A 22,186-nucleotide genomic window follows, 5' to 3' on the forward strand; every position below is an offset into this window, starting at 1 on the left:
GAGAAACGAACATGCTGCGCGAGGATGTGCACGGGGGCAAAGGTCAGATGGAACTGATGCTCTTCCGCATTGCGGGCCAAGAATATTGCATCGACATTCAGGAAGTGCGCGAAATTCGCGGCTGGGCGGCGGCGACGCCATTGCCGCAAGCGCCGCGGTTCGTGCGTGGCGTGATCAATCTGCGCGGCGCCGTGCTGCCGATCCTTGATCTCGCGGATCGCCTGGGCTTCGGGCCCACCGAAGTGAGCGCGCGCAACGCGATCATCGTCGTGCGCATGGGCGAAGGCCTGGTTGGCCTCCTCGTTGATGAAGTGTCCGAAATCATGACAGCGGGCGCTGACGCGCTACAGCCCCCGCCAGCCGTGGTTGATGGCGACGGCTCATTCGTAAAGGGCATCCTGGTCGAGGGCGAGCGCCTGATCACCTGGATCGTGCTGGAGAATGTGCTGCCACGGGACGTATCGCTGGCTGCCTAAAGCAAAAAAGCGCCGCGTCTCAGCTGAGGCGCGGCGCCAACTACGCTCGTGTCAGTCTCACGGATAAGGCTGACCGTTCTCGTAGTAATACTGACCGGATTGCGGGTCGCGGAAATAATAGCGGCCACTGCGCTGATCGTAATATTGGCGCGTATTCACATATTGCTGACCGCCGCCACAGCGACCATCGCGCACGCAGCCCGCATAGGCGCCGCCGACAGCGCCCACGGCCGCGCCGATCGCCGCACCGGTTTCCGCATCGCCATCGCCGACATTGTTCCCGATCACAGCGCCGGCAACGCCGCCCAGCACTGCGCCGGTCGCTGCACCGCGCTCCATGTTGCCGGTCTGCGTACACGCAGCGGCAAGCAAGGCCGCCGAGGCGATCGACGCGATCAAGGTTACGCGCATGAGAACTCTCCTTCAAAGCTTCGAGCCTTGAAACGCCGTTTGGCGGCGTGCGTTCCGATGCGCGCTGTGGAGGGCGGCTAGATGATGTTTGCTTCACGCAAACGTGCGAGTTCCGCTTCGCTCAGCGAAAGAAGTTCCGTTAGCATTGCATCAGTGTTCTCACCCAGCGTCGGCGGGGCTGCATGGGTGGTGGGCGGTGTGGCGCTCATGCGCAGCGGATTGGCGGCGAGCTTGAGTTCTGTGCCGTCGCTGCGCGTTACGCTTTCCACGGCGTGGCGCGCGACGACCTGCGGATCGGCGTAGACTTGATCAAGAGTATTGATCGGGCCGCAGGGTACTTGTGCGGTTTCGAGCGCAGCCACCCATTGCGCCGTACTCTTGCGTTGCATGATCGTGGTGAGGGCGGCGGTGAGTTCGACACGATTGTGCACGCGTGCTTCGTTGTGCGCGAATTTGGGATCGTCACAGAGCCTCACCCCGGCGGCTTCGCAGAAATCGCGGAACTGCCCGTCATTACCGATGGCAAGGATGATGTGGCCGTCTGACGTCGGCAGCACCTGGTAGGGCGCGATGGCGGCGTGTTGATTGCCGAGGCGCGTGGGCTTTTCGTGGGACACCAGATAGCTCGCGCCGAGATTGGCGAGCATTGCCACTTGCGTATCGAGTAAGGCTGCATCGATGTGCTGGCCTTCGCCGGTGCGCTCGGCGTGTCTTAGCGCGGCGAGAATGCCGGTGACGGCGTACATGCCGGTGAAGAGATCGGCGACGGCCACGGCGCTTTTCATCGGTTCGCCCATTGGCTCGCCGGTGAGGCTCATCAGGCCACCCATGCCCTGGATGATGTAGTCGTAGCCGGGACGCTTGGAATAAGGACCGCTCTGGCCGAAGCCCGTGATCGAACAATAGACGATGGACGGATTGAGGGCGCGCACGCTCTCATAGTCGAGCCCGTACTTCTTCAATCCGCCGGTCTTGAAGTTTTCCACCAGAATTTGGCAATGCGGAATAAGGCGCTTCACCAGCGCGGCGCCTTCGGGCTTGGCGAAGTCGATGGTGACGGAGCGCTTGTTGCGATTAGCCGCAAGATAATAAGCCGCGTCGCCATGCGCGCCGCCTTCGCCCTTCAAGAAAGGCGGACCCCACGATCGCGTATCGTCGCCTGCGCCGGGCTTTTCGACCTTGATGATCTCAGCGCCAAAGTCGCCCAGAATTTGCGTCGCCCACGGGCCAGCCAGCACGCGCGACAAATCGAGCACGCGTACGCCCTGCAAGGCGGCTTTGGGGTTGGTCTCGCTCATGAACTCGTCGCCTGTCGCTTTGCGCCCATTGGACGCGGTGGTAGAGCGGAGCCATGAGCGAAGTCAAAACGCCGATCGCCACAGGCGGGTGCCAGTGCGGGGCGGTGCGCTACGAAATGTATGTCGCCCCCCAAAACAGCCACGTCTGCCATTGCCGCATGTGCCAGCGTGCGACGGGTGGAGTGTTCGCGGCGCTTGCTGGCGCGCCGAAATCCGGGTTCGCGTGGACTAAGGGGGCGCCGACCTTCTACGCCAGCTCCAATTTGGCCAAGCGGGGGTTCTGTGCGGCCTGCGGCACGCCGCTTTCTTTCGCCTACGATATGCCCGAAGCCCGCATCTACGTGACGACGGGCTCGCTTGATGACCCGAATGCCGCGCCGATAGTGATGCAGTACGGTGTCGAAAGCCGCGTCTCTTGGGTGAAGTTCTGTGAAGACGTGAAAAGCGAACGCACCGGCGAGAGCGCCGACGCGGCCGCGTTCTTTGCGAGCATGCAGGTCAATCAAAGCTCATGAGGTCGCGGCTTCGCTCGCGCGTGCGGGCGCTCTATTTCGGGCACACGCAGCGTGCTCTGCGTTTCCAAGGCGTGCTGCTTGCGCTTGACCTGCTGATTATCGGGTTTTTCATCGGCAGTCAGTTCATTGCGGCGCAGCCGTGGTTTTGGCTGGTCGATGCAGCGATCGCCATATTTCTCGCGATTGATCTGTTCGCCCGATTGTTTGCCTTTGGGACGCTTAAGCGTTGGCTGAAATACCCCACGACGTGGATCGACCTCGTCGTCTTGGCCACCTTACTTTTTCCAACGGTGCTCTACAATTGGGGCTTCCTGCGCATCGCGCGGCTGTGGACGATCGTACACAGCGAGCGCTTCTGGAATGTGCTCGCGCGTGGACGATTTGACGAGACGCGTGTCGAGGATTTGACGAAGGCGATCGTTACGCTGTTCGTGTTCATCTTCATGGCCGCAGGTTTCACGCAGGCTGTGTTCCTTGGCCAACATCCCAAACTGAACAATTTCGTCGATGCGATGTACTTCGTCGTCACTTCGCTGACGACGACGGGCTACGGCGACATCACGATCGACACCGCCGCAGGGCGCTTCTTCTCGGTGGTCCTGATGATCACCGGCATCAGTCTATTCTTCTCGATCGCACAGAAGGCGTTCGCCAGCTCTCACAAAATCATCCCTTGCCACACGTGTGGTCTTGATCGGCATGACCAGGACGCGAAATTCTGCAAAGCGTGCGGGGAGAAACTCGGCGCACCCTTGCGTCGGCGCGCGCTTGCGGTCAGAAGGCGCGACCTGGAGGGCGGTTAGCTCAGCGGTAGAGCGTCTCGTTTACACCGAGAGGGTCGGGGGTTCGATCCCCTCACCGCCCACCACCTCATCGAGCGCCTTGGCCCCCAAAAGCCTGAGCCAGGGCGGACGACGATCTAGGTCGAAACTCGGCTGGCCCACCTCACTTCGTCGCCCGAATGTGGATAAGTGCCTTCGCCTGGCCGGCGAGCCGGGGTATGAGTCCATCCATGCGTTGGGTCGGGTGCCGGATTGGATTGGCCGTATTGGCCGCGATAGGCGTCGTCGCCTGTGACCGCCTGTCAGGCGTGCCTTCCGAGGTGGCGCCAACCCCCTCGGCCGCCGAGGCTGCTCCGGGGCTCGATCCGGATATCCGACCATATGCGGGGCGCACCTACGCCGAAGTGCTGAACGCCCCGGAGATGGGGCGGTATTCACTGGCTTCACTTCACCTGAACGAGGCCGAACGGGCCCGGTTTGACGCCGGCATGGCCGTCCAGGAACCGGCAGTGGTCGCCTCCGGGGGCGGCGCGGAGGCGTTGGTGTTCTCTGGGTGCGCGATCTCTGGCTGCGCCCACGGGCGATCTGTGTTGGCGATTGATGCGCGCACAGGCGCGGTGTTCGTCGGCGTCGCCGGGCAGGGCGGGGCGGAGCAGATTCTCCCGAACGACCGCCTGGAGGCGCTGCTGCGGGTGACCTCGCCCACCATGCGCTGGGATGATCCCATGCGCGCGCCACAAGCGGCGAGCCAGCCGGACAATACGCCCTAGGGAGAACAGCCACAAAGGCCGTCCGCCGGCTTGACCACCCGAACGGCTTGGCCTAATTCCGCGCCTCTCGCGAAGAGACGCGGGTGTAGCTCAGTTGGTTAGAGCGCCGGCCTGTCACGCCGGAGGTCGCGGGTTCGAGCCCCGTCACTCGCGCCATCGCGTGGTCCCAAACATTGAGAACGTGCGGCGCTTACTCCGCCGCCATGGTCATAGGCGCGGTCTGGGGCCCGCGGATCAGCTTGCCGGGGTGCACGCCCAAATATTGGCCGTCCCGGAACGTGATCTCGCCGGACTTGATCGTCGCCACATAGCCCTCGGCCTTCTGCAGCAAGCGCTTGCCCCCAGCGGGCAGATCGAACGCCAGCCATGGTTTGCCCAGCTTGATGTTCTCAAAGTCGATCACATTGATGTCGGCCAAATAGCCGGGCTTGATCAGGCCACGATCCGACAGACCATAGAGCAGCGCGGTGTCGCGGCATTGCCGCTTCACCGCATTCTCCAATGTGATCCGCTGGCCCGCACGATCGCGCACCCAATGCTGCAGCATGAAGGTCGGTGAAGCCGCGTCGCAGATCGTGCCGCAATGCGCGCCGCCGTCCGACAGCGAATTCACCGTGTCGTCCGATGTCTGCAGCGCCTCAAGGAAATTCAAATTGCCATCAGCGTAGTTGAGGATCGGGAAATAGATGAAGCCGCGCCCTTCATCCTGCATCAGCAGATCATACGCGTACTCCACTGGCGAGACGCCCGCCGCTTCGGCGCGCGCCGCGATCGTATCGGCTTGCGTTGGCTCGTAATTGAAATCCGGGCCCATCTCGTATTGCAGCGACCAGCCGCCGGAGATCACCATCATCAGGCCAACAAGGTCGCTTTCCGGGAAGACGTTCTCTTCCGTGATCATGCGCTGCTTGAACGCGGGGTCCTTCAGGTGCGCGAGCTGCTCGGCCCACGGCTTATCCATGATCTCGGTCCAGGCCGGGCGGAAGCGGAACGGATGCACCGTGCCTTGCCACGCCATGATGATGCCGTTCCCACGCAACGCAATCTGCGCAACGATGTTAGCGCCACGGGCGTTCTGCGCGCGCATCTCAGAGATTTGCTCGTCGAGCGGCAGTTCCTTGGCGATCGATTGCAGCGCCGCGAAGGTGACGGGCAGGCCGGTTTCGCGGCTCAGATCGCCCATCCACTCGAACTCATTCCACTCGCGCTTCAGATCTGACGCCATTTCGAACACGCCATAGCCGACGCGGCCCATCGCGCGGCCAATGCCGATCAGCTCTTCCTTTGTCGCCGTCGTGCCTGGCACCAATTCGCCATCAATGGAGCGATGCAAAATCGTGCGTGAAGTCGAGAAGCCCAACGCGCCGGCGCGCAAGCCTTCCTCCACGATTTGGGACATGCGCGCGATCTCGTGTTCGGTCGGCTCCAGATTGCGCGCGCCGCGCTCGTCCATCACATAGGCGCGGACCGCGCCATGGGGGACATGCGTACCAACATCGATGGTGCGCGGCAGCCGCTCCAATTCGTCCAGATATTCCGGGAAGCTCTCCCAATTCCAGGTGAGGCCCTCGGCCAACGCCGTGCCGGGAATGTCTTCCACGCCTTCCATCAAGCCAATCAGCCAATCGTGCTTGTCGGGCTTGGCTGGCGCGAAGCCCACGCCGCAATTGCCCATCACCACCGTGGTGACGCCGTGCCAGGAGGAGGGCGCCATTTCCTGATCCCAGGTGGCTTGGCCGTCATAATGCGTATGCACATCGACCCAGCCGGGCGCGACGATCTTGCCCGTCGCATCGATCTCTTGCCTGCCGCGTGGCAGGTTCGGCCCAATCGCACTGATCAAGCCGCCGTCGATTGCGACGTCAGCAACAAATCGCGGCGCGCCCGTCCCATCGACGACCGTCCCGTTGCGGATGACCAGATCATGCATCGCGCCTCTCCCTTTTTTTGTATTCAAACAGTGAGACCCGATCTGAAGTGTAATGCAATCGCTGACGGCGGGGCAGGCGAAGGCGTTCGCCGCTGCAGCACGATGTCGTTCTGGGTGAAAGGGGGGATGGTGCCTGGGGCCGGAATCGAACCAGCGACACGCGGATTTTCAATCCGCTGCTCTACCGACTGAGCTACCCAGGCGAACCACCTTGAGCCGGCAGGGTCGGTCCTGGCCGGCGGGGAGAGGGTCTATAGCGGCGCCTGCCCCGGTTTGTCCACGTCGCTTCCGCGTCCCAACGCATAAGTTTGCGGGGAGGCGAAACTGGCCTTGCCTCGCTCGCGTTGGGGCAGAAAATAGCCCTGCGCGGGCTGGCCGCGCGGCGTGGGAGGAAGACCAAATGTGTGAACATCATGCCGCCGAGACCGGACCGAAGCTGGTCGATGTCGCCAAGATGGATCGTCGTCTGCTGTTGCGCGGTCTGGCGACGGGAACGCTGGTGCTGGTGGCTGGCTGCGCCACCAACGCCGAAACGGGCCGCAGCCAGCTGATCCTGATCGATGAAGCGCAATTGCAGCAGGCCTCGCTCAGCGCCTGGGCGCAGATGCGCCAGCAGACCCGGAGCTGGAATAACGCCGCCGCGCAGCGCCGGCTGGAAACCGTTGGGCGGCGCGTTGTGAACGCGGCCGGACGCGGCAACCAGAATTGGGAGTTCGTATTGTTCGACAGTCCGGAGAAAAACGCCTTCGTCCTGCCTGGCGGGCAAGTCGGCTTCTATCGCGGCTTATATGAGATTTCCGAGCGTGACGATTGGATGGCGACGGTGCTCGGCCACGAAGTCGGCCATGTCACCGGTCGTCACGCCGCCGAGCGCTATAGCCGCGAGGCTGCGACGCAGACGGCGCTGCAAGTCGCCGGTTCGCAGATCAACAGCCAATTGGCCATGGCCGCGCTTGGTCTTGGCGCCCAGGTGGGCTTGAGTCTCCCGTTCTCGCGGGAACAAGAAAGCGAGGCCGACATTCTCGGCATCAATTACATGCAGCGCGCCGGCTATGACCCACGGCAATCCATTCCGTTCTGGCAACGGATGCAGGCGGGCGGCGGCGCGCGTCCGCCCGAATTCCTGTCCACCCACCCTGATCCGGACAACCGCATCCAGCGGCTGCGCAATTACATCAATCAGCAGGGTTGGGGGCCGGTTTAAGCCCAGCATGCGCCTTGCTTCCGGGAGGGGGCGCGGCTAGTTTCCGCGCCCTTGGAGGCTCAGGCTTCTAGAGTGCCGCCTTAGCTCAGTTGGTAGAGCACCGGTTTGTGGAGCCGGGTGTCGCTGGTTCAAGCCCAGCAGGCGGTACCATCCTCCGCTTGCTTCGCAATCAGGCGCCTCCGAGCCGTGTCGATCGAGCCCCCACCTTTGCCAGACTTTCGGAGCGCCCACGCGCGCTACGCGGCGCGTGCGGCGGCAGCGTGCGGGTTCGAGTTTCGCTCGCTCGATGGGGCGGACGGTTATCTTTTCGAGGTGCGAGATGGTGCGCGGTGCGCGCAATTCGCGGCGGGCGCTGGCACGCCCTATGCGCTGAACGATACGCGCGCCGCGTCGATTGCGCGGGATAAGGCGTTCTGCGCTGAAGTGCTTCGGCGTGCTGGAGTGCCAGTCCTGGCCGGAGAAAAGTTCTTCGTCACGTCGCGGTGGTCGGATTTGCGCCATCCGGGGCGCGAACCTGCGGACGCCTTGGCTTACGTGCGCGCCGCCGCGCTACCCGTGTTCTGCAAACCATTGGCGGCGTCGAACGGGCTCTATGCGGAAATCATCGAGAGCGCGGCCGCGTTTGAAGAATATATGGGTCGCGTCTCCCGCGAGCATTTCGCCGTGCTGATCCAGCCCTACGTGCGCGGCGCCGAGTATCGTGTGTTCGTGCTCGAAGGGCGTGTGCTGTTTTCCTATCGTAAACATTTGCCAAGTGTGGTTGGCGACGGAACATCAAGCGTGCGTGACCTCGTGGCGTTGCTTCCGCGCGATGCTGATGCACCGCCGCCGAGAATACGTGCGCGCGACGCGGGCGGCCATGTTGTGAGCGCGGAGACAGTACCCAGCAGGGGCGAACGTTTGACGCTTGAAGGGCCCGCCAATCGCGCGGCGGGGGGCGGCGATGAAGGCGTGTACGACAGTGCGCCCGAGGCAATGGCGCGTCTCGCGTTGGCTGCGGCGGATGCGGTGGGGCTGCGGCTTGCCGCCGTCGACATGTTCGATGTTTCCCCAGACAGCGACGGCCCTGACCTCGTTGTGATCGAGGTCAATTCCAATCCGATGATCGCGACCCTTGAAGATGCTGGTCGTTGGGATCTGATCATCGAAATTTGGAAAGCGAATTTCGCGGCGGCGCTACGATGAATATATGGCGCGTCCCGTATCCCAAGTTTGGCGCTGGGCCCGGCTTGGATCGCGTGGCGAAGATCGCCGCGCGGCTCGAAATCGATCTTACCGCCTTCGGCGAACAAGGGGTGGTGATTGTCGGCTCAAACGGAAAGGGCTCGACGGCGGCGCTGTGCGCGGCGCTGCTGCAGGACGTGCGTGCGCCCGTCGGGCTCTTCACCTCGCCGCACCTGTTCGATCTGAATGAACGTTTCCGGGTCGATGGCGAGGATATTTCCGACGCCGATCTGCAGCGGCATTGGGACCGCGTGGCGGCGGCGATTGAGGCCGTCGGCGAGCAGGCCAATGTCGGCGGGTTCGAGTTTCTGTTCTTGATCGCCGCTGATTGGTTTGCCGCGCGTGATTGCGCGCACACGGTGTGGGAGGCCGGCATCGGCGGACGCCTCGATCCCGTACGTTTGATCGCGGCGCGTCGTGTCGCTCTGACCTCGCTTGATCTGGAGCATACCCAGCTCCTGGGCGACACGTTGGCGGAGATCGCATGCGACAAGCTGGATGCGGCCCCGACCGGAGCTCGCGCTTTCATCGGCGAGAGCTGCGCAAGCGAGCGCGCGGTAATTGAAGCCCATTGTGCCACGCGTGGCCTGCGCGCGGACTGGGTGGGTGAGTCCACGCTGCAGGCGCCGTTGCCGGGTGTGCATCAGCGGCGGAATTTGGCCCTTGCTCTCAGTCTCGCGCGAGATGTGCGCGAGATCAGCGACGCGCGTGCGCGCGCCTCGTTAACAAACACGCGCTGGCCTGGTCGACTTGAGCGCATCGGCGACGATCCGCTCATTGTCATCGATGTCGGGCACACGCCGGCGGGGGTGCGCGCAGCGCGTGACGGTTTTGCGTCGATAGCCGAACCGGCTGTGCTGGTGTGCGGCGCGTCATACGATAAAGATGCGCGCGATCTCATCGCCGCTCTCTCGCCCGGTTTTTCCACAATTATCTGCGCCGCAGCCCACCACAAGGGCGCGCCGCCGGTTGAGATCGCCGGGTACGCCCAGGCGGCGAATGCGGATGCCGAAATAATCATCGCGGACTCCGTAGCCGACGCGCGCCGCTTGGCGCTTTCCAAGGCGAGGGGGCGCGCAATTTTCGTCGCTGGCGGGCTTTTTCTCGCGGCGGAGTTCCGCGCGATCCACCTTGGCCGCGATCCGGCCAGCTTGGCCTTCTTTTGATCCGCCGGGCGGGTTACAAGGGCGGCGAGGGGACCAATGCCCAAAACGCTGTTCGAGCACCTGTCGCCCGACACCGGGGCCAAGCGCATTCTGTCGCTCGACGGCGGCGGGGTGAAGGGCGTGCTCACGCTCGGCATGCTCAAGCCGCTGGAAGATGAATTGCGTCGCCGCGCGGGTGGCGATCCTTCGTTTCGACTGTCCGACTATTACGATCTGATTGGCGGGACCTCGACGGGGGCGATCATCGCGTCGGGTCTGTCGCTGGGCTTGAGCATCGATGAGATGATCGAGCTTTACATGAAGCTCGGCCCCGAGGTCTTCGGCAAGACAGCCGGCGACGGCGTCTTCCTGCAATCGAAGTTCGAGTCGAAGAAACTGCGCCGCGCGCTGCAATCCGTGCTCTCGACCAAGACGCTCGGCTCGCAGGACATCAAAACCGGCCTCGCCATCCACGCTAAGCGGATTGATACGGGCTCGGCTTGGGTCGTCACCAATCACCCTCTAGGCGTATTCTACGATCCGCCGCCCGAAGGGGGTGTGTTTCCCAACAAGCGCTATCGCTTAGTTGACCTCGTGCTCGCGAGCGCTGCGGCGCCGACCTTCTTCGATGAGATCACCATCGATGTCGAGTTCGATGAAAAGCGCCGTCCGATCCAGAAGGGTTTCTTCGTCGATGGCGCCGTAAGCGCGAACAATAATCCAAGCTTGCAGCTCTTCATGTTGGCGCTGGAGCCTTCGTACAAGTTTGGTTGGAAGTCCGGCGCGGACAATCTGATGATGACGTCCTGCGGCACGGGGATGCGCCGGCCCACCGTGGATGGGAAAGCGTTTCAAGGGCTGCCGCCCGGCCTACGCGGAGTCCACGCGCTGCGCGCGATGGTGTACGACACGCAGGTGCAGGGCGTCATGCTGATGCAGGCGTTCTCGAACCCGCGCAAACCATGGCGCATCAATTCCGAAATCGGCGACATGAACGGCGTTTGCATCACGGGCGAGCCGCTACTGGATTATCAGCGGATGGATGTGACGCTTGAGGTGAAGCCGCGCGCCAAGAAACGCACCGATCCCGTTCCGCCGATGACGACCTTGGAGCGTATGCTGGGCCGCGAGCTCGACGCCATCACGCTCGAAGGCCTCGACCTGATGGATAATGGCAAGAAGGCCAATATGGAGCTTCTGCTTGAGATCGGCGTCGCGGCCGGCAAGTCCTATGTGGACGCAACGTACCCCGATCCGAAATTCGATCTCGCCGAATGGCGCGCCGGCTAACGAAGGTCTTACGAGTTTTTGTTAAGGTCCGACGATGGCCGCGCTTAAGAAGAAGCAAACCAAGGTTGATCCGCGAATGGAAGCGGCGGTCGACTATTTCGCGGGGCGCTCGCACGATGCGTGGCGCAAGCAATTACTGAAGACGAATCCTGAGCAAAAGGGCAAGCCGCGCATGCGCCAGCGCGGCGGCATTATGGTTGATATCAATCAACCATGGTCGAAGCTGCACGCGAACGCGAAGGCCGATAACAAGAACGCGGCGCGCGATGCGTACGCGGCCGTGATGAAATTCCCGAACGATCGTGAGGCCGCGGCGATCGAAGTGCACAAGGCATGGATCGCCCGTAACAAACACGATAAGAGTTTAGACAAGGCGCTGTTCAAGCCGTACGCCCAGCTCTCCGAAGTAGAGAAGGACAAGGACCGCGCACACGTCGACAACATGAAAAAGGCGATCGCCGCGACGCGGAAGAGCGCCAATGTCGCAACCGCGCGCAAAGCCAAGACGCCCGCGTTTAAGACGGTGCGCATCGAAGCTAAGCATTGGGCCAAACTGGAAGCCGCGGCCACGAAGCTTTCAAAACTGACCGGCCGCGCCGTCGCCCCGGAAGCGCTGCTGACGGCGGGTCTCGAAGCCATCGTCGCCGTGAGCGGCGCTGTCGCCGCCGAGGCGAAATCGAAGAAGCGCTAAGCGCGATTTCACGCGACCGGCTGCCGCACCGGCCTTGCGCGCCTCCGCCCCAGGGTGGACATGAGGGCGCATGAAGAAGGTGGTCATCGTCGGCAGCGGCGTCATCGGCTTGTTCTGCGCCGTGCGGTTGCGCATCGCCGGCGCGCAGGTCACGCTGCTTGAGGCCGAGGCTGAGCATCCCTCGCCATTCGGACCGATCGCATCGGCCGCCGCGGCTGGCATGTTGGCCGTGCTCGACGCCGCGCCTGCGCCGCACGAGCAGCTCGCCATTGAATCACTGAAGCTCTGGCGTGAATTTCGACCCGGCGCCGAATGGGCTGATGGCGTGCGATTCGACGGCGGCGTGCACATCCGCGCGAATGCCGAGGACGCGCAGAATTTCCTCCGCAACGTGCAACGTCTGGGGCTTGATGTCAGCGCGCTCAATCCCGGCCAAACGCGTAAGCGCCTTGGCGTCGAGAAGAAGCTGGAACACGCATTCTTCATTGGCGACGAAGGCACAGCCGATCCGCAGCGCGTGCTGACCGGGCTTGCAATGCAAGCGCGCGCGATGGGTGTGGTGATCGAATATCATCGCGACGTCGAGAACGTCACCGAGAGCGCCGTGATGACGCACGACAATCGGGTCTATGAAGCGGACTCGGTCGTCCTGGCGCCCGGCGTCTGGGCCACGGACAAGTTGATGCGTGCAGCGCCTGCGTTGCAGCATGTGCAACCCACCAAAGGTCACCTGGTCGCGGTGGAGACTGACGCAGCGCTCGGGCCCAATCTTCATGCGCCCGGGTTCTACATGGTGCGTCGCCGCGAGGACGTAGTGATTGGCTCAACCATGGAGCCGGGCCGCTACGACAGGCGCGTCGACGAAAGCAAAGTGGATGCGCTGCTTGATGCGGCGCGGGCGTTTCTGCCGGGCGAGGTGAAAGCCGAAGGGCGCGCGTGGGCCGGTATTCGCCCCATGTCGCCGGATGGATGGCCCATGATTGGCCCGACGGGCGACGTTTTCGTGGCGGCAGGGCATTCACGCAACGGCTGGCTCTTGGCGCCGCTTACGGCAGAGATCATTAGTGCGTATGTTTTCGGCCGCGAGATCGAGCCCGCTTGGGCGGCCCTCGCGCCATCCAGATTTGAGGCGCCATGACCATCGGCATTGAACTCACCGAAGCGCAAGCCGCGATCCAGGAAGCGATCCAAAAGATCTGCGCCAAATACGATGACCATTATTGGCTGAAGACGGACGAGAGCGGAAAATTTCCGGAGGAGTTCGTCGCCGATATCGCCGCGGGCGGTTGGCTCGGCGTGGCGATGCCGGAGCGTTTCGGCGGCGCGGGGCTCGGCCTCACGGAAGCTGCGCTGATGATGCAGACGGTGGCGCAGTCGGGCGCCGGCTTCTCTGGCGCGAGCGCCATCCATCTCAACATTTTCGGCCTGATGCCAATCGTCAAATTCGGCACCGAAGAGCAGCAAGCGCGCTTCTTGCCGCCCGCGATGGACGGCACGGACAAAGCCTGTTTCGCCGTCACCGAACCAAACTCCGGTCTCGATACATCGAGCCTGGAGACGCGCGCGGAGCGCACCAATACCGGCTATCGCATTCGCGGCCGCAAGATTTGGACGACGAACGCGCAACGCGCGAACAAGATCATGCTGATCGCGCGCACCACGCCGAAGGATCAAGTGAAGCGGCCGACGGAAGGCTTGTCGCTCTTCTACGCTGATTTTGATCGCTCGAAGATCGAAGCCAATCCCATTCCGAAAATGGGCCGCAAGGCGGTGGAGTGCAACACGCTCTTCATTGAAGACCTTGAAGTCTCGAACGCTGAATTGATTGGCGAAGAGGGCGCGGGCTTCAAAATCCTGCTCACGGGTCTGAACCCGGAGCGCGTACTGTTTGCGGCGGAGGCCATTGGACTTGGCCACGCGGCGCTCAGGCGCGCTGCGCAATACGCGAAGGAGCGCGTCGTGTTCGGCCGTCCGATCGGGCAGAACCAAGGTATTCAACATCCCCTCGCCAAGTCTTGGGCCGAACTCGAGGCCGCGAACCTTCTGGCCTTTAAGGCCGCCGCGCTTTACGACGCCGGCAAGGAATGCGGCGCCGAAGCAAATGCCGCGAAATATCTCGGCGCCGAAGCCGGCTTCCATGCATGCGAAGCCTCCGTGCTCGCGCATGGCGGCATGGGCTACGCGAAGGAATATTTCGTCGAGCGCTATTTCCGCGAAGCCATGATTGCCCGCATCGCGCCCGTCAGCCGCGAGATGATCCTGAACTTCATTGCCGAGCGCGTGCTGGGTCTGCCGAAGAGCTATTGATCCTCGTTGCGATTGCGCACCGATACATCCCCGCAACGTGGTTAACGCGTGATTTACCAAATCGGCGGACGGGTGAACCAATGAGCGATCCGATCGCCTCCATTGGTCAAGACGCCGTACGCAGCGCCATCCGCCGCGCCGCGGACGCGACGGGCGTGAATTTCTCGCTATTGGTGGAGACGGCGCGCCGTGAAAGCGCGATGAATCCAAACGCACGCGCCGGCACGTCGAGCGCGACAGGCCTGTTTCAGTTCATCGACAGCACGTGGCTCGACATGGTGCGCCGCCACGGCGCCAATCATGGGCTAGGGCCGCAAGCCGCTGCGCTCAGCAATGGCGCGGACGCCGCAACGCGTCGCGACATTCTCGCGCTGCGCGCCGATCCTGAACTCTCAGCCCGCATGGCCGCCGAACTTGCACGCGAAAACGCCGAGGCGCTGCAAGCGCGCTTGGGCCGTGCGCCGAACGCGGGCGAACTCTATGCTGCGCATGTCATGGGCGCGGGCGGCGCTATTCGTTTGATCGAAGCGGCGCAGCAAGGCGCACCGAACGCCGCCGCAATCTTCCCACGCGAAGCCGCCGCCAATCGCGGCTTGTTCTACGCCAATGGCGAACCGCGCTCCGCGCAAGGTTTGCTTGAGCGCTTGTCGCTCGACGCCGACGCCAGCATGGGCGCGGGCAGTCGCGGTCGCATCGAATATGGTCGCGAGAGCGAGACGATGTCGCCAGCCTTAGCGCAGGCCCTGTTCGCCATGGCCGTACTGCCCTTGCTGCGCGGTACGAGCGATGAGTCCGAGCGGCAAGACCCACTGCAAGCACTCGCCGCCTATACCCGCACGAGCCGGGATTAAGCTGCGGCGCCGCTCCGATACAGCGCGTCGATCTCGGCGTCCGAATAGCCAAGCTCCGCCAGCACCACGCGCGTATGTTCGCCCTTGCTCGGCGCGTGGCCCTTGGGTCCGTCATCTGCGCCATGAAATCGCACAGGGCTCGCCGGTGCATTGATCACGCCGCCGTCACGCGTCGGTGTTTGCACCACGCAGCCCGCTGCGATCGCTTGCGGATCGCTGATGGCTTCGGCCGGCGAAAGGATCGGCGCCCACACCATCTGCTCCCCATCGAGCGCTACGGCGGCTTGTTCGTAGGTGAGCTTGGCGAACGCATCGTCGAGCAGCGGCACAAGTTCAGCGGCGTTCTCGCGGCGCGCGCGGCTGGTTGCGAAGCGGGGGTCTTTAACAAGATGCTCAACGCCGAGCAGGCGCGCGATCTTCGGCCAATCGCCATCGCCCTGACGCATCAGCAAACTGATCCAGCGATCATCGCTGGTGCGGAAAGGGTTCACCAGCGGATTGGGCACGGCGTTGCGCGGTCGATTGGAGGCCACACGACCGCGCGTATGTTGGATCGAAAGATCGCTGCCGCCGACATAGTGCGCGGTGCGCAGAAGCGAGGCGTCGACCAAGCGGCCTTTGCCCGTGGCGTTGCGCTCATGCACCGCCGCCAACACGCCCGCGACAATCGCAAGCGACGCCACGTGATCGCCAAGCGCCGTGCGTAACTGCACCGGCTCGCCGCCCTTCGGGCGAAACATCGCCGCGAGCCCCGAGCGCGCCCAGAACGCCGCCGCATCCATGCCGGGGCGATCCGCGTCTGGGCCTTCAAGGCCGTAGCCCGTCAGCGTCGCATAGATCAGTTTCGGGCATCGTTGCATCACCGTATCGGGATCGAGCCCTGCGCGTTTCAATCCCCCAGGGCGCACATTGGTGAGAAAGACGTCTGCGCGATCGATCAGTCTCAGCAGCGCGTCGCGGCCCTCAGCCTTGGTCGTGTCGAGCACGATCCCGCGCTTACCGCGATTATCCATCTCAAAAATTGGGTTGAGGTCGGACTCGACGCCCAGCGACGAAAAGAACAGCCGGATCGGGTCGCCGGTCGGTGGTTCGACCTTAATCACGTCCGCGCCCCAATCGGTCATGATCCCGGCTGCGCCCGGGGCCGCGACATACGTGGCGTATTCAACGACCTTTAACCCTTCGAGCACGCGGCGCCTCCCCGTTCTTATGAGCCCAATCAAGCTTTCGTTAAGGGATGGGATCAAGTGTGTTTCTTTGGAGGCGGCGAGAGTCGGCTGCTTACCTGTGACTTGTCAGAGGCTTGCGATGTCGATCGTCACTATGCGCGCCAACCTTACGGAAAGCGACATTCGGACCCTGATCAAGGGACCGACGATCGAGGATCGCGCGCAGGCGGCGCACAAACTCTGCCGCATCATTGACGAGGCGCAGCTTTCCGCTGAGGAACGCAAGCACGCCGAAGGCATCATCGGCATCATGGCCGCCGACGCCGCCGTGCTGGTGCGCCGCGCGCTTGCCGTCGCCCTAAAAAATTCGCCCCGCTTGCCGCGGGACATCGCCAACAAGCTCGCCCGCGATATCGACACGATTGCGCTGCCTGTGGTGATGAATTCGCCGGTGCTGACAGACGACGACCTCGTCGAAATCGTGCGCGCCTGTCCGCCCTCGAAGCAGGTGGCGGTGGCGAGCCGCGAAAAGCTTTCCACCAAGGTCACCGGAGCGATCGCCGAATACGCCGTGACCGAAGCGGTGGAGCGAGCGCTCGCCAATGACAATGCGCTGTTCGACGAAGAAGCTTTAGATACGACGCTTTATCGGTTCGCTGGCGTTTCCAACATCATGGAAGCGATGGTGCGGCGAAACGTGTTGCCCGTGGGCGTGACTGAAAAACTGGTGGCCATGGTGACGGGCGAACTGTTCGATCACCTCGTCAATAATCACGAACTTCCGCCGCAAATCGCAATTGATCTGGCGATGGCGTCGCGCGAGCGGGCCACGCTCGACATTGTCGAGCAAGCGATTCGACAAAGTGATTTGCCGCGATTTGTGCAACAATTGAATCTGAACGGCCGCCTGACGCCGTCGATCCTTATGCGCGGCCTGTGCTTGGGACAGATGGATTTCGTCGAGCACGCCATGGCCGAACTCGCCGGCATGTCGCACCAGCGGATGTGGCTGATGATGCACGATAGCGGGCCGCTGGGCTTGAAGGCGGCATGCGAACGCGCGGGGTTGCCGCCACGCCTCTATCCTTCGATGCGCGCCGCCATCGACGTTTATCACAGTATCGAGCGCGAAGGCGTCGCGCGCGATCGAATCTCCTTCCGCAAGCGCATGCTTGAGCGCACACTGACGCTGTTCCAATCGGTCCCGAAGGACGATTTGGATTATCTGTTGGAGAAGCTCGACGCGTCCGGCTTGCAGCAGGAACGCGCCGCCGCGATTTAGCGCAAGCCCGCTTCGGCGAGCGGACCGCCGCCACGATCAAATCCAGCGATCGCCAGGATGCGCGCTTGCGAAGCAGTGCGCACGCTTTCAGCGGTGATGATCATACCCGCTTCGCGCGCCGCCAGGATACGACGGCCAAGCGGCGTGCGATCGCCGTTTTCGAGGGCGAGGAAGGGATCGGGTGCGTCGGGGACATCGACAACGATTTCGCTGTAGAGCGCGCGAGCGCGGCCGCCGAACGGTAGCGGACACGCGGGATCGCCGCGCAGGATCACTGACCAGCCGCGGGCGCGCAGGCCTTCCGCCAGCGCAGGACCTGCGTTCACGAGTTCACGTTCGTGCAGTTCAAACCCCATGAGCTGGCGGGTGCAGCCGGCTTCGAACGCCGCCTCACTCAGCAGATCCGCCTCCAGGGAATTTTGCACCTCGGGCGCCAGGGCCAGAACCAGGGGGCTGTAGGCGCCGCGCTCGCGCCACGCCATACGCGCGCCGCGAAGCGTGCGGGTCAGGTGGGAAAAGCGGAAAGCCTCCTCGACGGGTCCGCGCGGGCGTACGACGCCTGCCGCCAGCGCGCCGATGCGCAAATCGACCCGTGCGCCGATGGCGAAAGCGAGCGGTTCAGCCTGTGGCTGCGAGCGGGGGCGGAATGGAATGACGTTCATGGGCTGCCAGTCAAATCTGGCGGCGCTTATCGCACATTCGCGGTTAAAAATCGGGCGGACGAACAGGGTGAAGGGCGCGTTAGCAGCAGTCAGCGTGGGGCTACGCCCAGCCGTTCAACGCGAGTCTCCAGCGCCAGAAGCAGCGCCCGGCCGACGGGGTGCTGGTCGTCCTTGACTTCGTCGCGCACGGCGGCGCGCAGGGCGTCGATATGAGCGATCACCAACGTAGGATCGTGCTGGGCCAGCGCCTTGCCGCTCTCGGTTTCGATAAGTCGGCACAGCGAGGCGCCGATCTGCGTAATCAGCGGATAGCCGTAGGTCGTTCCCATACCTTTGATGTCGTGCGCGACGCCGCCGAGCTTCTCAAGCGCGGCGAAGCTCCATTGGGCGGCCTCGGCTTCCGTCCGGGCGTTCTGCAAGCGCTCGATATCGGCGTGAAGCCATTCCTGCATAGAGCCGCTCATAGCCTTTAAGGCGTTGTCAGCGCGCTCGACCGCTTCGGGGCTGAACACGGGCTGCCTGAGTTCAAGACCCCTAAGGCCCTTGGTACGCGGATCGATGAACTCTGCCGGCTTGCTCATGGCGCGGGAGCTTGTGCGCCGATGGTGAACAGAGCGTTGATGCGAGTGGGGGCTTCACAAATCAGACATTGAATTGTTCGCGCAGAATCCGCTCGTCGAGCGCATGGCCCTGATCGAAGAGGAGCGTCAGCGCGGTGCTAGAGTCCTCGCGGATGTCGACCGCCAGAATATTGCGGGTCTCGCGATTGTCCGCCGAGCAGCTGACCGGACGGCGCTCGGGGTCAAGCACCTCGATCCGCACCTGAGCGGTGTGCGGCAGCAGCGCGCCACGCCAGCGCCGCGGGCGAAAGGCGCTGATGGGCGTCAACGCCAAGAGCCGGGCGTTGATGGGCAAGATCGGGCCGTGGGCGGAGTAATTGTAGGCGGTCGAGCCCGCGGGCGTCGCCACCATGATCCCGTCGCAGGAGAGCTCCGGCAGGCGCACCGCGCCGTCGACGATGATCTTGAGCCAAGCAGACTGGGCCGTCTGGCGAAGCAGTGAGACTTCGTTGAAGGCGCGTTCGACGATCTGACCGCTTGTGGTTTCGCTCTGCGCAATCAGCGGCCGGATGCGGATGGGCGAGGCCTTCTGAAGCCGGTCGATCAGGGCGTCCTCGGCGTATTCATTCATCAAGAAGCCGATTGTGCCTCGGTTCATCCCGTAAACCGGCTTTTTGTCCTTTAGACGCTTGCGCAGGGTGTCCAGCATATGGCCGTCCCCGCCCAACGCCACGATGATATCGGCGTCGGCCTCGCCGCTCTCGCCATAGGTATGGCGGAGGCGGCGCAGGGCTTCCTGCGCTTCCGGGCGGGCGCTGGCGGTGAAAGCGAGCTTCATTCAATCCCAATCCTAGCCAGCCCCGGCGCGGCCGTCTCTGCCACAATATGGTTAGCCAAGTGCGAGCGTGCAGGTTGAGCGCACCGCAAGCCGGGGCTAGGCTAGGATTAACAAGGAGGAACATCGATGGCCGATGACGCAGGTACGTCTCTCAAAGGCAGGGTGAGCGCCGAGGAATGGCAAGCACGGGTGGATTGCGCCGCGCTCTATCGCCTGGTCGCGCTGCACGGCTGGGACGACATGATCTTCACGCACATCTCGATGCGCGTGCCCGGTCCGGAGCACCACTTTCTGATCAATCCGTATGGGATGTTCTTTGAGGAGATCACGGCCTCGTCGCTTGTGAAAGTTGATCTCGACGGCAACATCGTCGCGCCCACGCCGTATTACATCAATCCAGCCGGCTTCACGATCCACTCGGCGATCCATGCTGCGCGCGAAGATGCGCTTTGCGTGATCCACCTGCACACAGACGCGGGCGTCGGAGTTTCGGCGCAGAAGGACGGGCTGTTGCCCTTGACGCAGAATTCGCTGCTGGTGCTGCCGAACCTCGCTTACCACGGCTATGAGGGCGTCGCGCTCAATCTCGATGAGCGTGAGCGGCTGGTGAAGGACATCGGCGACAAGAAGCTCATGCTGTTGCGCAACCACGGCACATTGTCGGTTGGCGTGAATGCAGGGGACGCTTTTATTGGCATCTTCTTCCTGGAGCGGGCATGCGCACAGCAAGTCAACGCGCTCAGCGCGGGCCGAGACAATGTCTTGATCGCACCAGAAGCGGCGCAGGAAGAAACGCGCGGTCAGAGCAAGGGCTTGGGCATGGTGTCGGGCCTAGCTTGGCCGGGCTTACTGCGCAAACTCGACCGCGAACTGCCTGGGTACGATACCTAGGTGTCCTCGCCGCGCTCGCGCCGGCGCCCGCTTCGGCGGGCGCTTGGATTGCGCCTGAAGGCGGTCAAGAGATTTGGAGCAACGTCCTCGGCGAGCGCGACGAGGTTTCGTTCTTTGAGACCTCCGCCTATTGGGAAATGCCGTTCGGCGAGCAGATGTCTTTCGTCGCCGCGCCGTGGGTAGAGCAAAATTACGATAGCCAAGACGGATGGCGCGCTGAGGCCACGCTTAGCTTGAAGCAAGCGCTTTTTCGCGGCGACGAATGGGCCGTGGCGGTTCAAGCCGGCGCGCTCTGGAATTCGCACCCCGCTCTCAATCAGTGTGGCGAGGCTGGCGCCGAACTCCGCTTTCTAGTGGGGTCTTCCCTTCCAGCCGAGGGGGCCTTCGTGAACCTGGAGGCCGCGACGCGCGCGCTGGAGGGCGGCTGTGAAAGCGAGCGGTTTGATTTTACCGCTGGATACCGGCCGAGCCATGATTGGCTGCTCATGGGCCAAGTGTTCCTGGAGGCGGCCCGCGAGGGAGACGAGGCGGTTAAAGCGCAATTTACGCTCGTCCGCTTCGGCGACAGCGGCCGAGGCATCCAATTCGGCCTGCGTAATCGTATAGATGGAGGCGCACGGGAAACGGCGCTTGTGATAGGCTTGTGGGGCGCACCAGGCGACTGATCGCAAAAACGCGGGCTTTCGCAGAGGCGACACACTTCCTCAAATTTTGTCCTGTAGGGTCCGCTACATGTTGGGGTTCTTTAAGCGCTACGGCTTTGCGGCGGTGGTGGCCGCTGGCCTTGCGTTGATGACGCTGGTCGTAGCGGGAAAATCCGTTTTTTCGGCTGTGGGCGAACAGGCCAGCGCCGGTCCCGCGGGGGCTAAGGGCCCTGGCGGGCCGGGTGGCGGCGGGCCGACCGTGGTGGTCGCGCAGGCGCGGATGCACACTTTCACCGACGGCCTTCAGGCGCTCGGTACGGCCCAGGCGCGTGAGAGCATCGTGCTGACGCCGAAGGTTGCTGACACAATTCGGCTGCTACGCTTCGATAGCGGGGATCGGGTTCGGCGCGGCCAGGTGCTGGTCGAGATGTCGAACGTCGAACAGGCGGCGGATCTTGCGGAAGCGCGCGCGGCGAATGAGGCGGCGCAGGAGGAATTGCGCCGTTATCAGGAGCTTTATGAGCGCGGCTTCGCTTCGCAAGCACGCCTCGACACGGTTCGCGCGGCAGCGGACGCCGCCGCTGCGCGCGTCAACGCGGGCGGTTCGCGCATCGCCGACCGCACCATCACGGCCCCATTCTCCGGCGTCGTCGGCCTGCGCACCGCCAGCCCCGGGCAATATGTGCGCCCCGGCGATCAGATCGGCACGCTCGACGACATCAGCGAAATCAAGCTTGATTTCGATGTGCCGGAAACGCGCGTCGCGACAGTGGCCCCTGGCGTAGAGATCGTCGCCCGGGCAGGCGCCTATCCCGACCGCGTCTTCCAAGGAAGCATCGCCAACGTCGACAGCCGGGTCGACCCGACGACGCGGACGGTGCGCGTGCGCGCCATGTTGCCTAACCGCGACGAGACGTTGCGCCCGGGCATGCTGATGACCGTGGAGGTGCGATCCAACCCGCGCGAAGCGTTGGCGATTCCAGAGATCGCGATCTTGGATCAAGCCGACGGCGCTTATGTGTATCGCGTCGCCGCCCGGGATGGGGGGCAGGCGGCGGAATTGGTGCGTATTCAGACGGGGCAACGCAGTGGCGGGATGGCCGAGGTCCTGGCGGGCTTGGAGATCGGCGACGCCGTGGTGACCGAGGGCGTGCAGAGCATGCGTCCAGGTTTGCCAATCCAGGTTGCCGCCGACGCGCCGAGCGGCGCGGCGGCGCCCGAATTGCGGCCGCGCGGGTAAACCTGG

The 22,186-nt window shown here is 63.4% G+C and carries 23 protein-coding genes and 4 tRNA genes; 19 read left to right on the forward strand and 8 right to left on the reverse strand.

Features of this window, described 5'->3' with window-relative positions:
- Positions 1 to 11: 11 nt before the first annotated feature.
- Positions 12 to 476 carry a chemotaxis protein CheW gene (locus VF769_RS17160; RefSeq protein WP_331009656.1) on the forward strand — a complete coding sequence of 155 codons (465 nt, stop codon included), beginning with the start codon at positions 12 to 14 and terminating at the stop codon, positions 474 to 476.
- A gap of 57 nt (positions 477 to 533) precedes the next feature.
- Here the strand turns inward: VF769_RS17160 and VF769_RS17165 are convergent, their stop codons facing one another.
- Together VF769_RS17165 and VF769_RS17170 are read right to left on the reverse strand one after the other, a co-directional pair.
- A complete protein-coding gene (locus VF769_RS17165; protein ID WP_331009657.1) occupies positions 534 to 887 on the reverse strand; it encodes a YMGG-like glycine zipper-containing protein in 354 nt (117 codons plus the stop codon).
- 77 nt (positions 888 to 964) lie between these two features.
- A complete protein-coding gene (locus VF769_RS17170) occupies positions 965 to 2,185 on the reverse strand; it encodes a CaiB/BaiF CoA-transferase family protein (protein WP_331009658.1) in 1,221 nt (406 codons plus the stop codon).
- A 53-nt stretch (positions 2,186 to 2,238) separates the two neighbouring features.
- Between VF769_RS17170 and VF769_RS17175 the strand changes: the two genes are divergently transcribed.
- The 5 genes from VF769_RS17175 to VF769_RS17195 all read left to right on the forward strand — a co-directional run bounded on the left by VF769_RS17175 (position 2,239) and on the right by VF769_RS17195 (position 4,408).
- Positions 2,239 to 2,700, forward strand: a complete 462-nt coding sequence (locus VF769_RS17175; RefSeq protein WP_331009659.1) for a GFA family protein — start codon at positions 2,239 to 2,241, stop codon at positions 2,698 to 2,700.
- Positions 2,697 to 3,503 carry an ion channel gene (locus VF769_RS17180; protein WP_331009660.1) on the forward strand — a complete coding sequence of 269 codons (807 nt, stop codon included), beginning with the start codon at positions 2,697 to 2,699 and terminating at the stop codon, positions 3,501 to 3,503. Before VF769_RS17175 ends, VF769_RS17180 begins: the two co-directional genes overlap by 4 nt.
- Positions 3,494 to 3,568 (forward strand) — tRNA-Val (locus tag VF769_RS17185). Before VF769_RS17180 ends, VF769_RS17185 begins: the two co-directional genes overlap by 10 nt.
- Before the next feature lie 144 nt (positions 3,569 to 3,712).
- Positions 3,713 to 4,252, forward strand: a complete 540-nt coding sequence (locus tag VF769_RS17190; protein WP_331009661.1) for a hypothetical protein — start codon at positions 3,713 to 3,715, stop codon at positions 4,250 to 4,252.
- 79 nt (positions 4,253 to 4,331) lie between these two features.
- A tRNA-Asp gene (locus tag VF769_RS17195) sits at positions 4,332 to 4,408 on the forward strand.
- A gap of 34 nt (positions 4,409 to 4,442) precedes the next feature.
- Here VF769_RS17195 and VF769_RS17200 read toward each other — a convergent pair.
- Together VF769_RS17200 and VF769_RS17205 are read right to left on the reverse strand one after the other, a co-directional pair.
- Positions 4,443 to 6,182 carry a D-aminoacylase gene (locus VF769_RS17200; protein ID WP_331009662.1) on the reverse strand — a complete coding sequence of 580 codons (1,740 nt, stop codon included), beginning with the start codon at positions 6,180 to 6,182 and terminating at the stop codon, positions 4,443 to 4,445.
- A gap of 127 nt (positions 6,183 to 6,309) precedes the next feature.
- Positions 6,310 to 6,385, reverse strand: a tRNA-Phe gene (locus tag VF769_RS17205).
- A gap of 197 nt (positions 6,386 to 6,582) precedes the next feature.
- Between VF769_RS17205 and VF769_RS17210 the strand changes: the two genes are divergently transcribed.
- The 9 genes from VF769_RS17210 (at position 6,583) to VF769_RS17250 (ending at position 14,894) form a co-directional block, all read left to right on the forward strand.
- Entirely contained in the window at positions 6,583 to 7,386 is an 804-nt protein-coding gene (locus VF769_RS17210) for a M48 family metallopeptidase (protein ID WP_331009663.1), read from the forward strand.
- A gap of 74 nt (positions 7,387 to 7,460) precedes the next feature.
- Positions 7,461 to 7,536, forward strand: a tRNA-His gene (locus tag VF769_RS17215).
- A 36-nt stretch (positions 7,537 to 7,572) separates the two neighbouring features.
- Positions 7,573 to 8,571: a hypothetical protein gene (locus VF769_RS17220; RefSeq protein WP_331009664.1), complete on the forward strand. Its 999-nt coding sequence runs from the start codon at positions 7,573 to 7,575 to the stop codon at positions 8,569 to 8,571.
- Entirely contained in the window at positions 8,568 to 9,776 is a 1,209-nt protein-coding gene (locus VF769_RS17225; RefSeq protein ID WP_331009665.1) for a bifunctional folylpolyglutamate synthase/dihydrofolate synthase, read from the forward strand. Before VF769_RS17220 ends, VF769_RS17225 begins: the two co-directional genes overlap by 4 nt.
- Positions 9,777 to 9,812: 36 nt before the next feature.
- On the forward strand, positions 9,813 to 11,045 hold the full coding sequence (locus VF769_RS17230; RefSeq protein ID WP_331009666.1) for a patatin-like phospholipase family protein: 1,233 nt from the start codon (positions 9,813 to 9,815) through the stop codon (positions 11,043 to 11,045).
- 34 nt (positions 11,046 to 11,079) lie between these two features.
- On the forward strand, positions 11,080 to 11,736 hold the full coding sequence (locus VF769_RS17235; RefSeq protein WP_331009667.1) for a hypothetical protein: 657 nt from the start codon (positions 11,080 to 11,082) through the stop codon (positions 11,734 to 11,736).
- A gap of 70 nt (positions 11,737 to 11,806) precedes the next feature.
- Positions 11,807 to 12,874 (forward strand): FAD-dependent oxidoreductase, encoded by a 1,068-nt coding sequence (locus VF769_RS17240; RefSeq protein ID WP_331009668.1) that lies wholly within the window; start codon positions 11,807 to 11,809, stop codon positions 12,872 to 12,874.
- Positions 12,871 to 14,043, forward strand: coding sequence for an acyl-CoA dehydrogenase family protein (locus VF769_RS17245; RefSeq protein ID WP_331009669.1), 1,173 nt, complete (start codon positions 12,871 to 12,873; stop codon positions 14,041 to 14,043). The genes VF769_RS17240 and VF769_RS17245 overlap by 4 nt, the downstream gene beginning before the upstream one ends.
- Before the next feature lie 80 nt (positions 14,044 to 14,123).
- Complete coding sequence (locus VF769_RS17250) at positions 14,124 to 14,894, forward strand: transglycosylase SLT domain-containing protein (RefSeq protein WP_331009670.1); 771 nt, start codon at positions 14,124 to 14,126, stop codon at positions 14,892 to 14,894.
- Here VF769_RS17250 and VF769_RS17255 read toward each other — a convergent pair.
- Positions 14,891 to 16,084 (reverse strand): CaiB/BaiF CoA-transferase family protein, encoded by a 1,194-nt coding sequence (locus VF769_RS17255; protein ID WP_331009671.1) that lies wholly within the window; start codon positions 16,082 to 16,084, stop codon positions 14,891 to 14,893. The two genes, VF769_RS17250 and VF769_RS17255, sit on opposite strands and share 4 nt — an antisense overlap.
- A gap of 118 nt (positions 16,085 to 16,202) precedes the next feature.
- Here VF769_RS17255 and VF769_RS17260 point away from each other — a divergent pair, with 118 nt between their 5' ends.
- Positions 16,203 to 17,345 (forward strand): DUF2336 domain-containing protein, encoded by a 1,143-nt coding sequence (locus tag VF769_RS17260; RefSeq protein WP_331009672.1) that lies wholly within the window; start codon positions 16,203 to 16,205, stop codon positions 17,343 to 17,345.
- Here VF769_RS17260 and VF769_RS17265 read toward each other — a convergent pair.
- From VF769_RS17265 to VF769_RS17275, 3 genes are all read right to left on the reverse strand, one after another.
- Positions 17,342 to 18,007, reverse strand: coding sequence for a hypothetical protein (locus VF769_RS17265; RefSeq protein WP_331009673.1), 666 nt, complete (start codon positions 18,005 to 18,007; stop codon positions 17,342 to 17,344). The genes VF769_RS17260 and VF769_RS17265 overlap by 4 nt on opposite strands.
- Before the next feature lie 89 nt (positions 18,008 to 18,096).
- Entirely contained in the window at positions 18,097 to 18,588 is a 492-nt protein-coding gene (locus VF769_RS17270; protein WP_331009674.1) for a hypothetical protein, read from the reverse strand.
- 61 nt (positions 18,589 to 18,649) lie between these two features.
- Complete coding sequence (locus tag VF769_RS17275; protein WP_331009675.1) at positions 18,650 to 19,405, reverse strand: NAD kinase; 756 nt, start codon at positions 19,403 to 19,405, stop codon at positions 18,650 to 18,652.
- 126 nt (positions 19,406 to 19,531) lie between these two features.
- On the opposite strand from VF769_RS17275, the gene VF769_RS17280 reads away from it, so the two are divergent.
- The 3 genes from VF769_RS17280 (at position 19,532) to VF769_RS17290 (ending at position 22,180) form a co-directional block, all read left to right on the forward strand.
- Positions 19,532 to 20,296 (forward strand): class II aldolase/adducin family protein, encoded by a 765-nt coding sequence (locus tag VF769_RS17280; protein WP_331009676.1) that lies wholly within the window; start codon positions 19,532 to 19,534, stop codon positions 20,294 to 20,296.
- A complete protein-coding gene (locus VF769_RS17285) occupies positions 20,242 to 20,961 on the forward strand; it encodes a hypothetical protein (RefSeq protein WP_331009677.1) in 720 nt (239 codons plus the stop codon). The genes VF769_RS17280 and VF769_RS17285 overlap by 55 nt, the downstream gene beginning before the upstream one ends.
- Positions 20,962 to 21,028: 67 nt before the next feature.
- Positions 21,029 to 22,180 (forward strand): efflux RND transporter periplasmic adaptor subunit, encoded by a 1,152-nt coding sequence (locus VF769_RS17290; protein WP_331009678.1) that lies wholly within the window; start codon positions 21,029 to 21,031, stop codon positions 22,178 to 22,180.
- The last annotated feature ends 6 nt before the right edge of the window (positions 22,181 to 22,186 follow it).

The organism is Vitreimonas sp., from assembly GCF_036392335.1.
Classification (GTDB): Bacteria; Pseudomonadota; Alphaproteobacteria; order Caulobacterales; family Aquidulcibacteraceae; genus Vitreimonas.

What these genes read in the sequence shown, in the direction of transcription:
- VF769_RS17160 (WP_331009656.1), top strand. Translation starts at nt 12, where the DNA reads ATGCTGCGCGAGGATGTGCACGGGGGCAAAGGTCAGATGGAACTGATG.
- VF769_RS17165 (WP_331009657.1), bottom strand. Translation starts at nt 887, where the DNA reads ATGCGCGTAACCTTGATCGCGTCGATCGCCTCGGCGGCCTTGCTTGCC.
- VF769_RS17170 (WP_331009658.1), bottom strand. Translation starts at nt 2,185, where the DNA reads ATGAGCGAGACCAACCCCAAAGCCGCCTTGCAGGGCGTACGCGTGCTC.
- VF769_RS17175 (WP_331009659.1), top strand. Translation starts at nt 2,239, where the DNA reads ATGAGCGAAGTCAAAACGCCGATCGCCACAGGCGGGTGCCAGTGCGGG.
- VF769_RS17180 (WP_331009660.1), top strand. Translation starts at nt 2,697, where the DNA reads ATGAGGTCGCGGCTTCGCTCGCGCGTGCGGGCGCTCTATTTCGGGCAC.
- VF769_RS17190 (WP_331009661.1), top strand. Translation starts at nt 3,713, where the DNA reads ATGCGTTGGGTCGGGTGCCGGATTGGATTGGCCGTATTGGCCGCGATA.
- VF769_RS17200 (WP_331009662.1), bottom strand. Translation starts at nt 6,182, where the DNA reads ATGCATGATCTGGTCATCCGCAACGGGACGGTCGTCGATGGGACGGGC.
- VF769_RS17210 (WP_331009663.1), top strand. Translation starts at nt 6,583, where the DNA reads ATGTGTGAACATCATGCCGCCGAGACCGGACCGAAGCTGGTCGATGTC.
- VF769_RS17225 (WP_331009665.1), top strand. Translation starts at nt 8,568, where the DNA reads ATGAATATATGGCGCGTCCCGTATCCCAAGTTTGGCGCTGGGCCCGGC.
- VF769_RS17230 (WP_331009666.1), top strand. Translation starts at nt 9,813, where the DNA reads ATGCCCAAAACGCTGTTCGAGCACCTGTCGCCCGACACCGGGGCCAAG.
- VF769_RS17235 (WP_331009667.1), top strand. Translation starts at nt 11,080, where the DNA reads ATGGCCGCGCTTAAGAAGAAGCAAACCAAGGTTGATCCGCGAATGGAA.
- VF769_RS17240 (WP_331009668.1), top strand. Translation starts at nt 11,807, where the DNA reads ATGAAGAAGGTGGTCATCGTCGGCAGCGGCGTCATCGGCTTGTTCTGC.
- VF769_RS17245 (WP_331009669.1), top strand. Translation starts at nt 12,871, where the DNA reads ATGACCATCGGCATTGAACTCACCGAAGCGCAAGCCGCGATCCAGGAA.
- VF769_RS17250 (WP_331009670.1), top strand. Translation starts at nt 14,124, where the DNA reads ATGAGCGATCCGATCGCCTCCATTGGTCAAGACGCCGTACGCAGCGCC.
- VF769_RS17260 (WP_331009672.1), top strand. Translation starts at nt 16,203, where the DNA reads ATGTCGATCGTCACTATGCGCGCCAACCTTACGGAAAGCGACATTCGG.
- VF769_RS17265 (WP_331009673.1), bottom strand. Translation starts at nt 18,007, where the DNA reads ATGAACGTCATTCCATTCCGCCCCCGCTCGCAGCCACAGGCTGAACCG.
- VF769_RS17270 (WP_331009674.1), bottom strand. Translation starts at nt 18,588, where the DNA reads ATGAGCAAGCCGGCAGAGTTCATCGATCCGCGTACCAAGGGCCTTAGG.
- VF769_RS17275 (WP_331009675.1), bottom strand. Translation starts at nt 19,405, where the DNA reads ATGAAGCTCGCTTTCACCGCCAGCGCCCGCCCGGAAGCGCAGGAAGCC.
- VF769_RS17280 (WP_331009676.1), top strand. Translation starts at nt 19,532, where the DNA reads ATGGCCGATGACGCAGGTACGTCTCTCAAAGGCAGGGTGAGCGCCGAG.
- VF769_RS17290 (WP_331009678.1), top strand. Translation starts at nt 21,029, where the DNA reads ATGTTGGGGTTCTTTAAGCGCTACGGCTTTGCGGCGGTGGTGGCCGCT.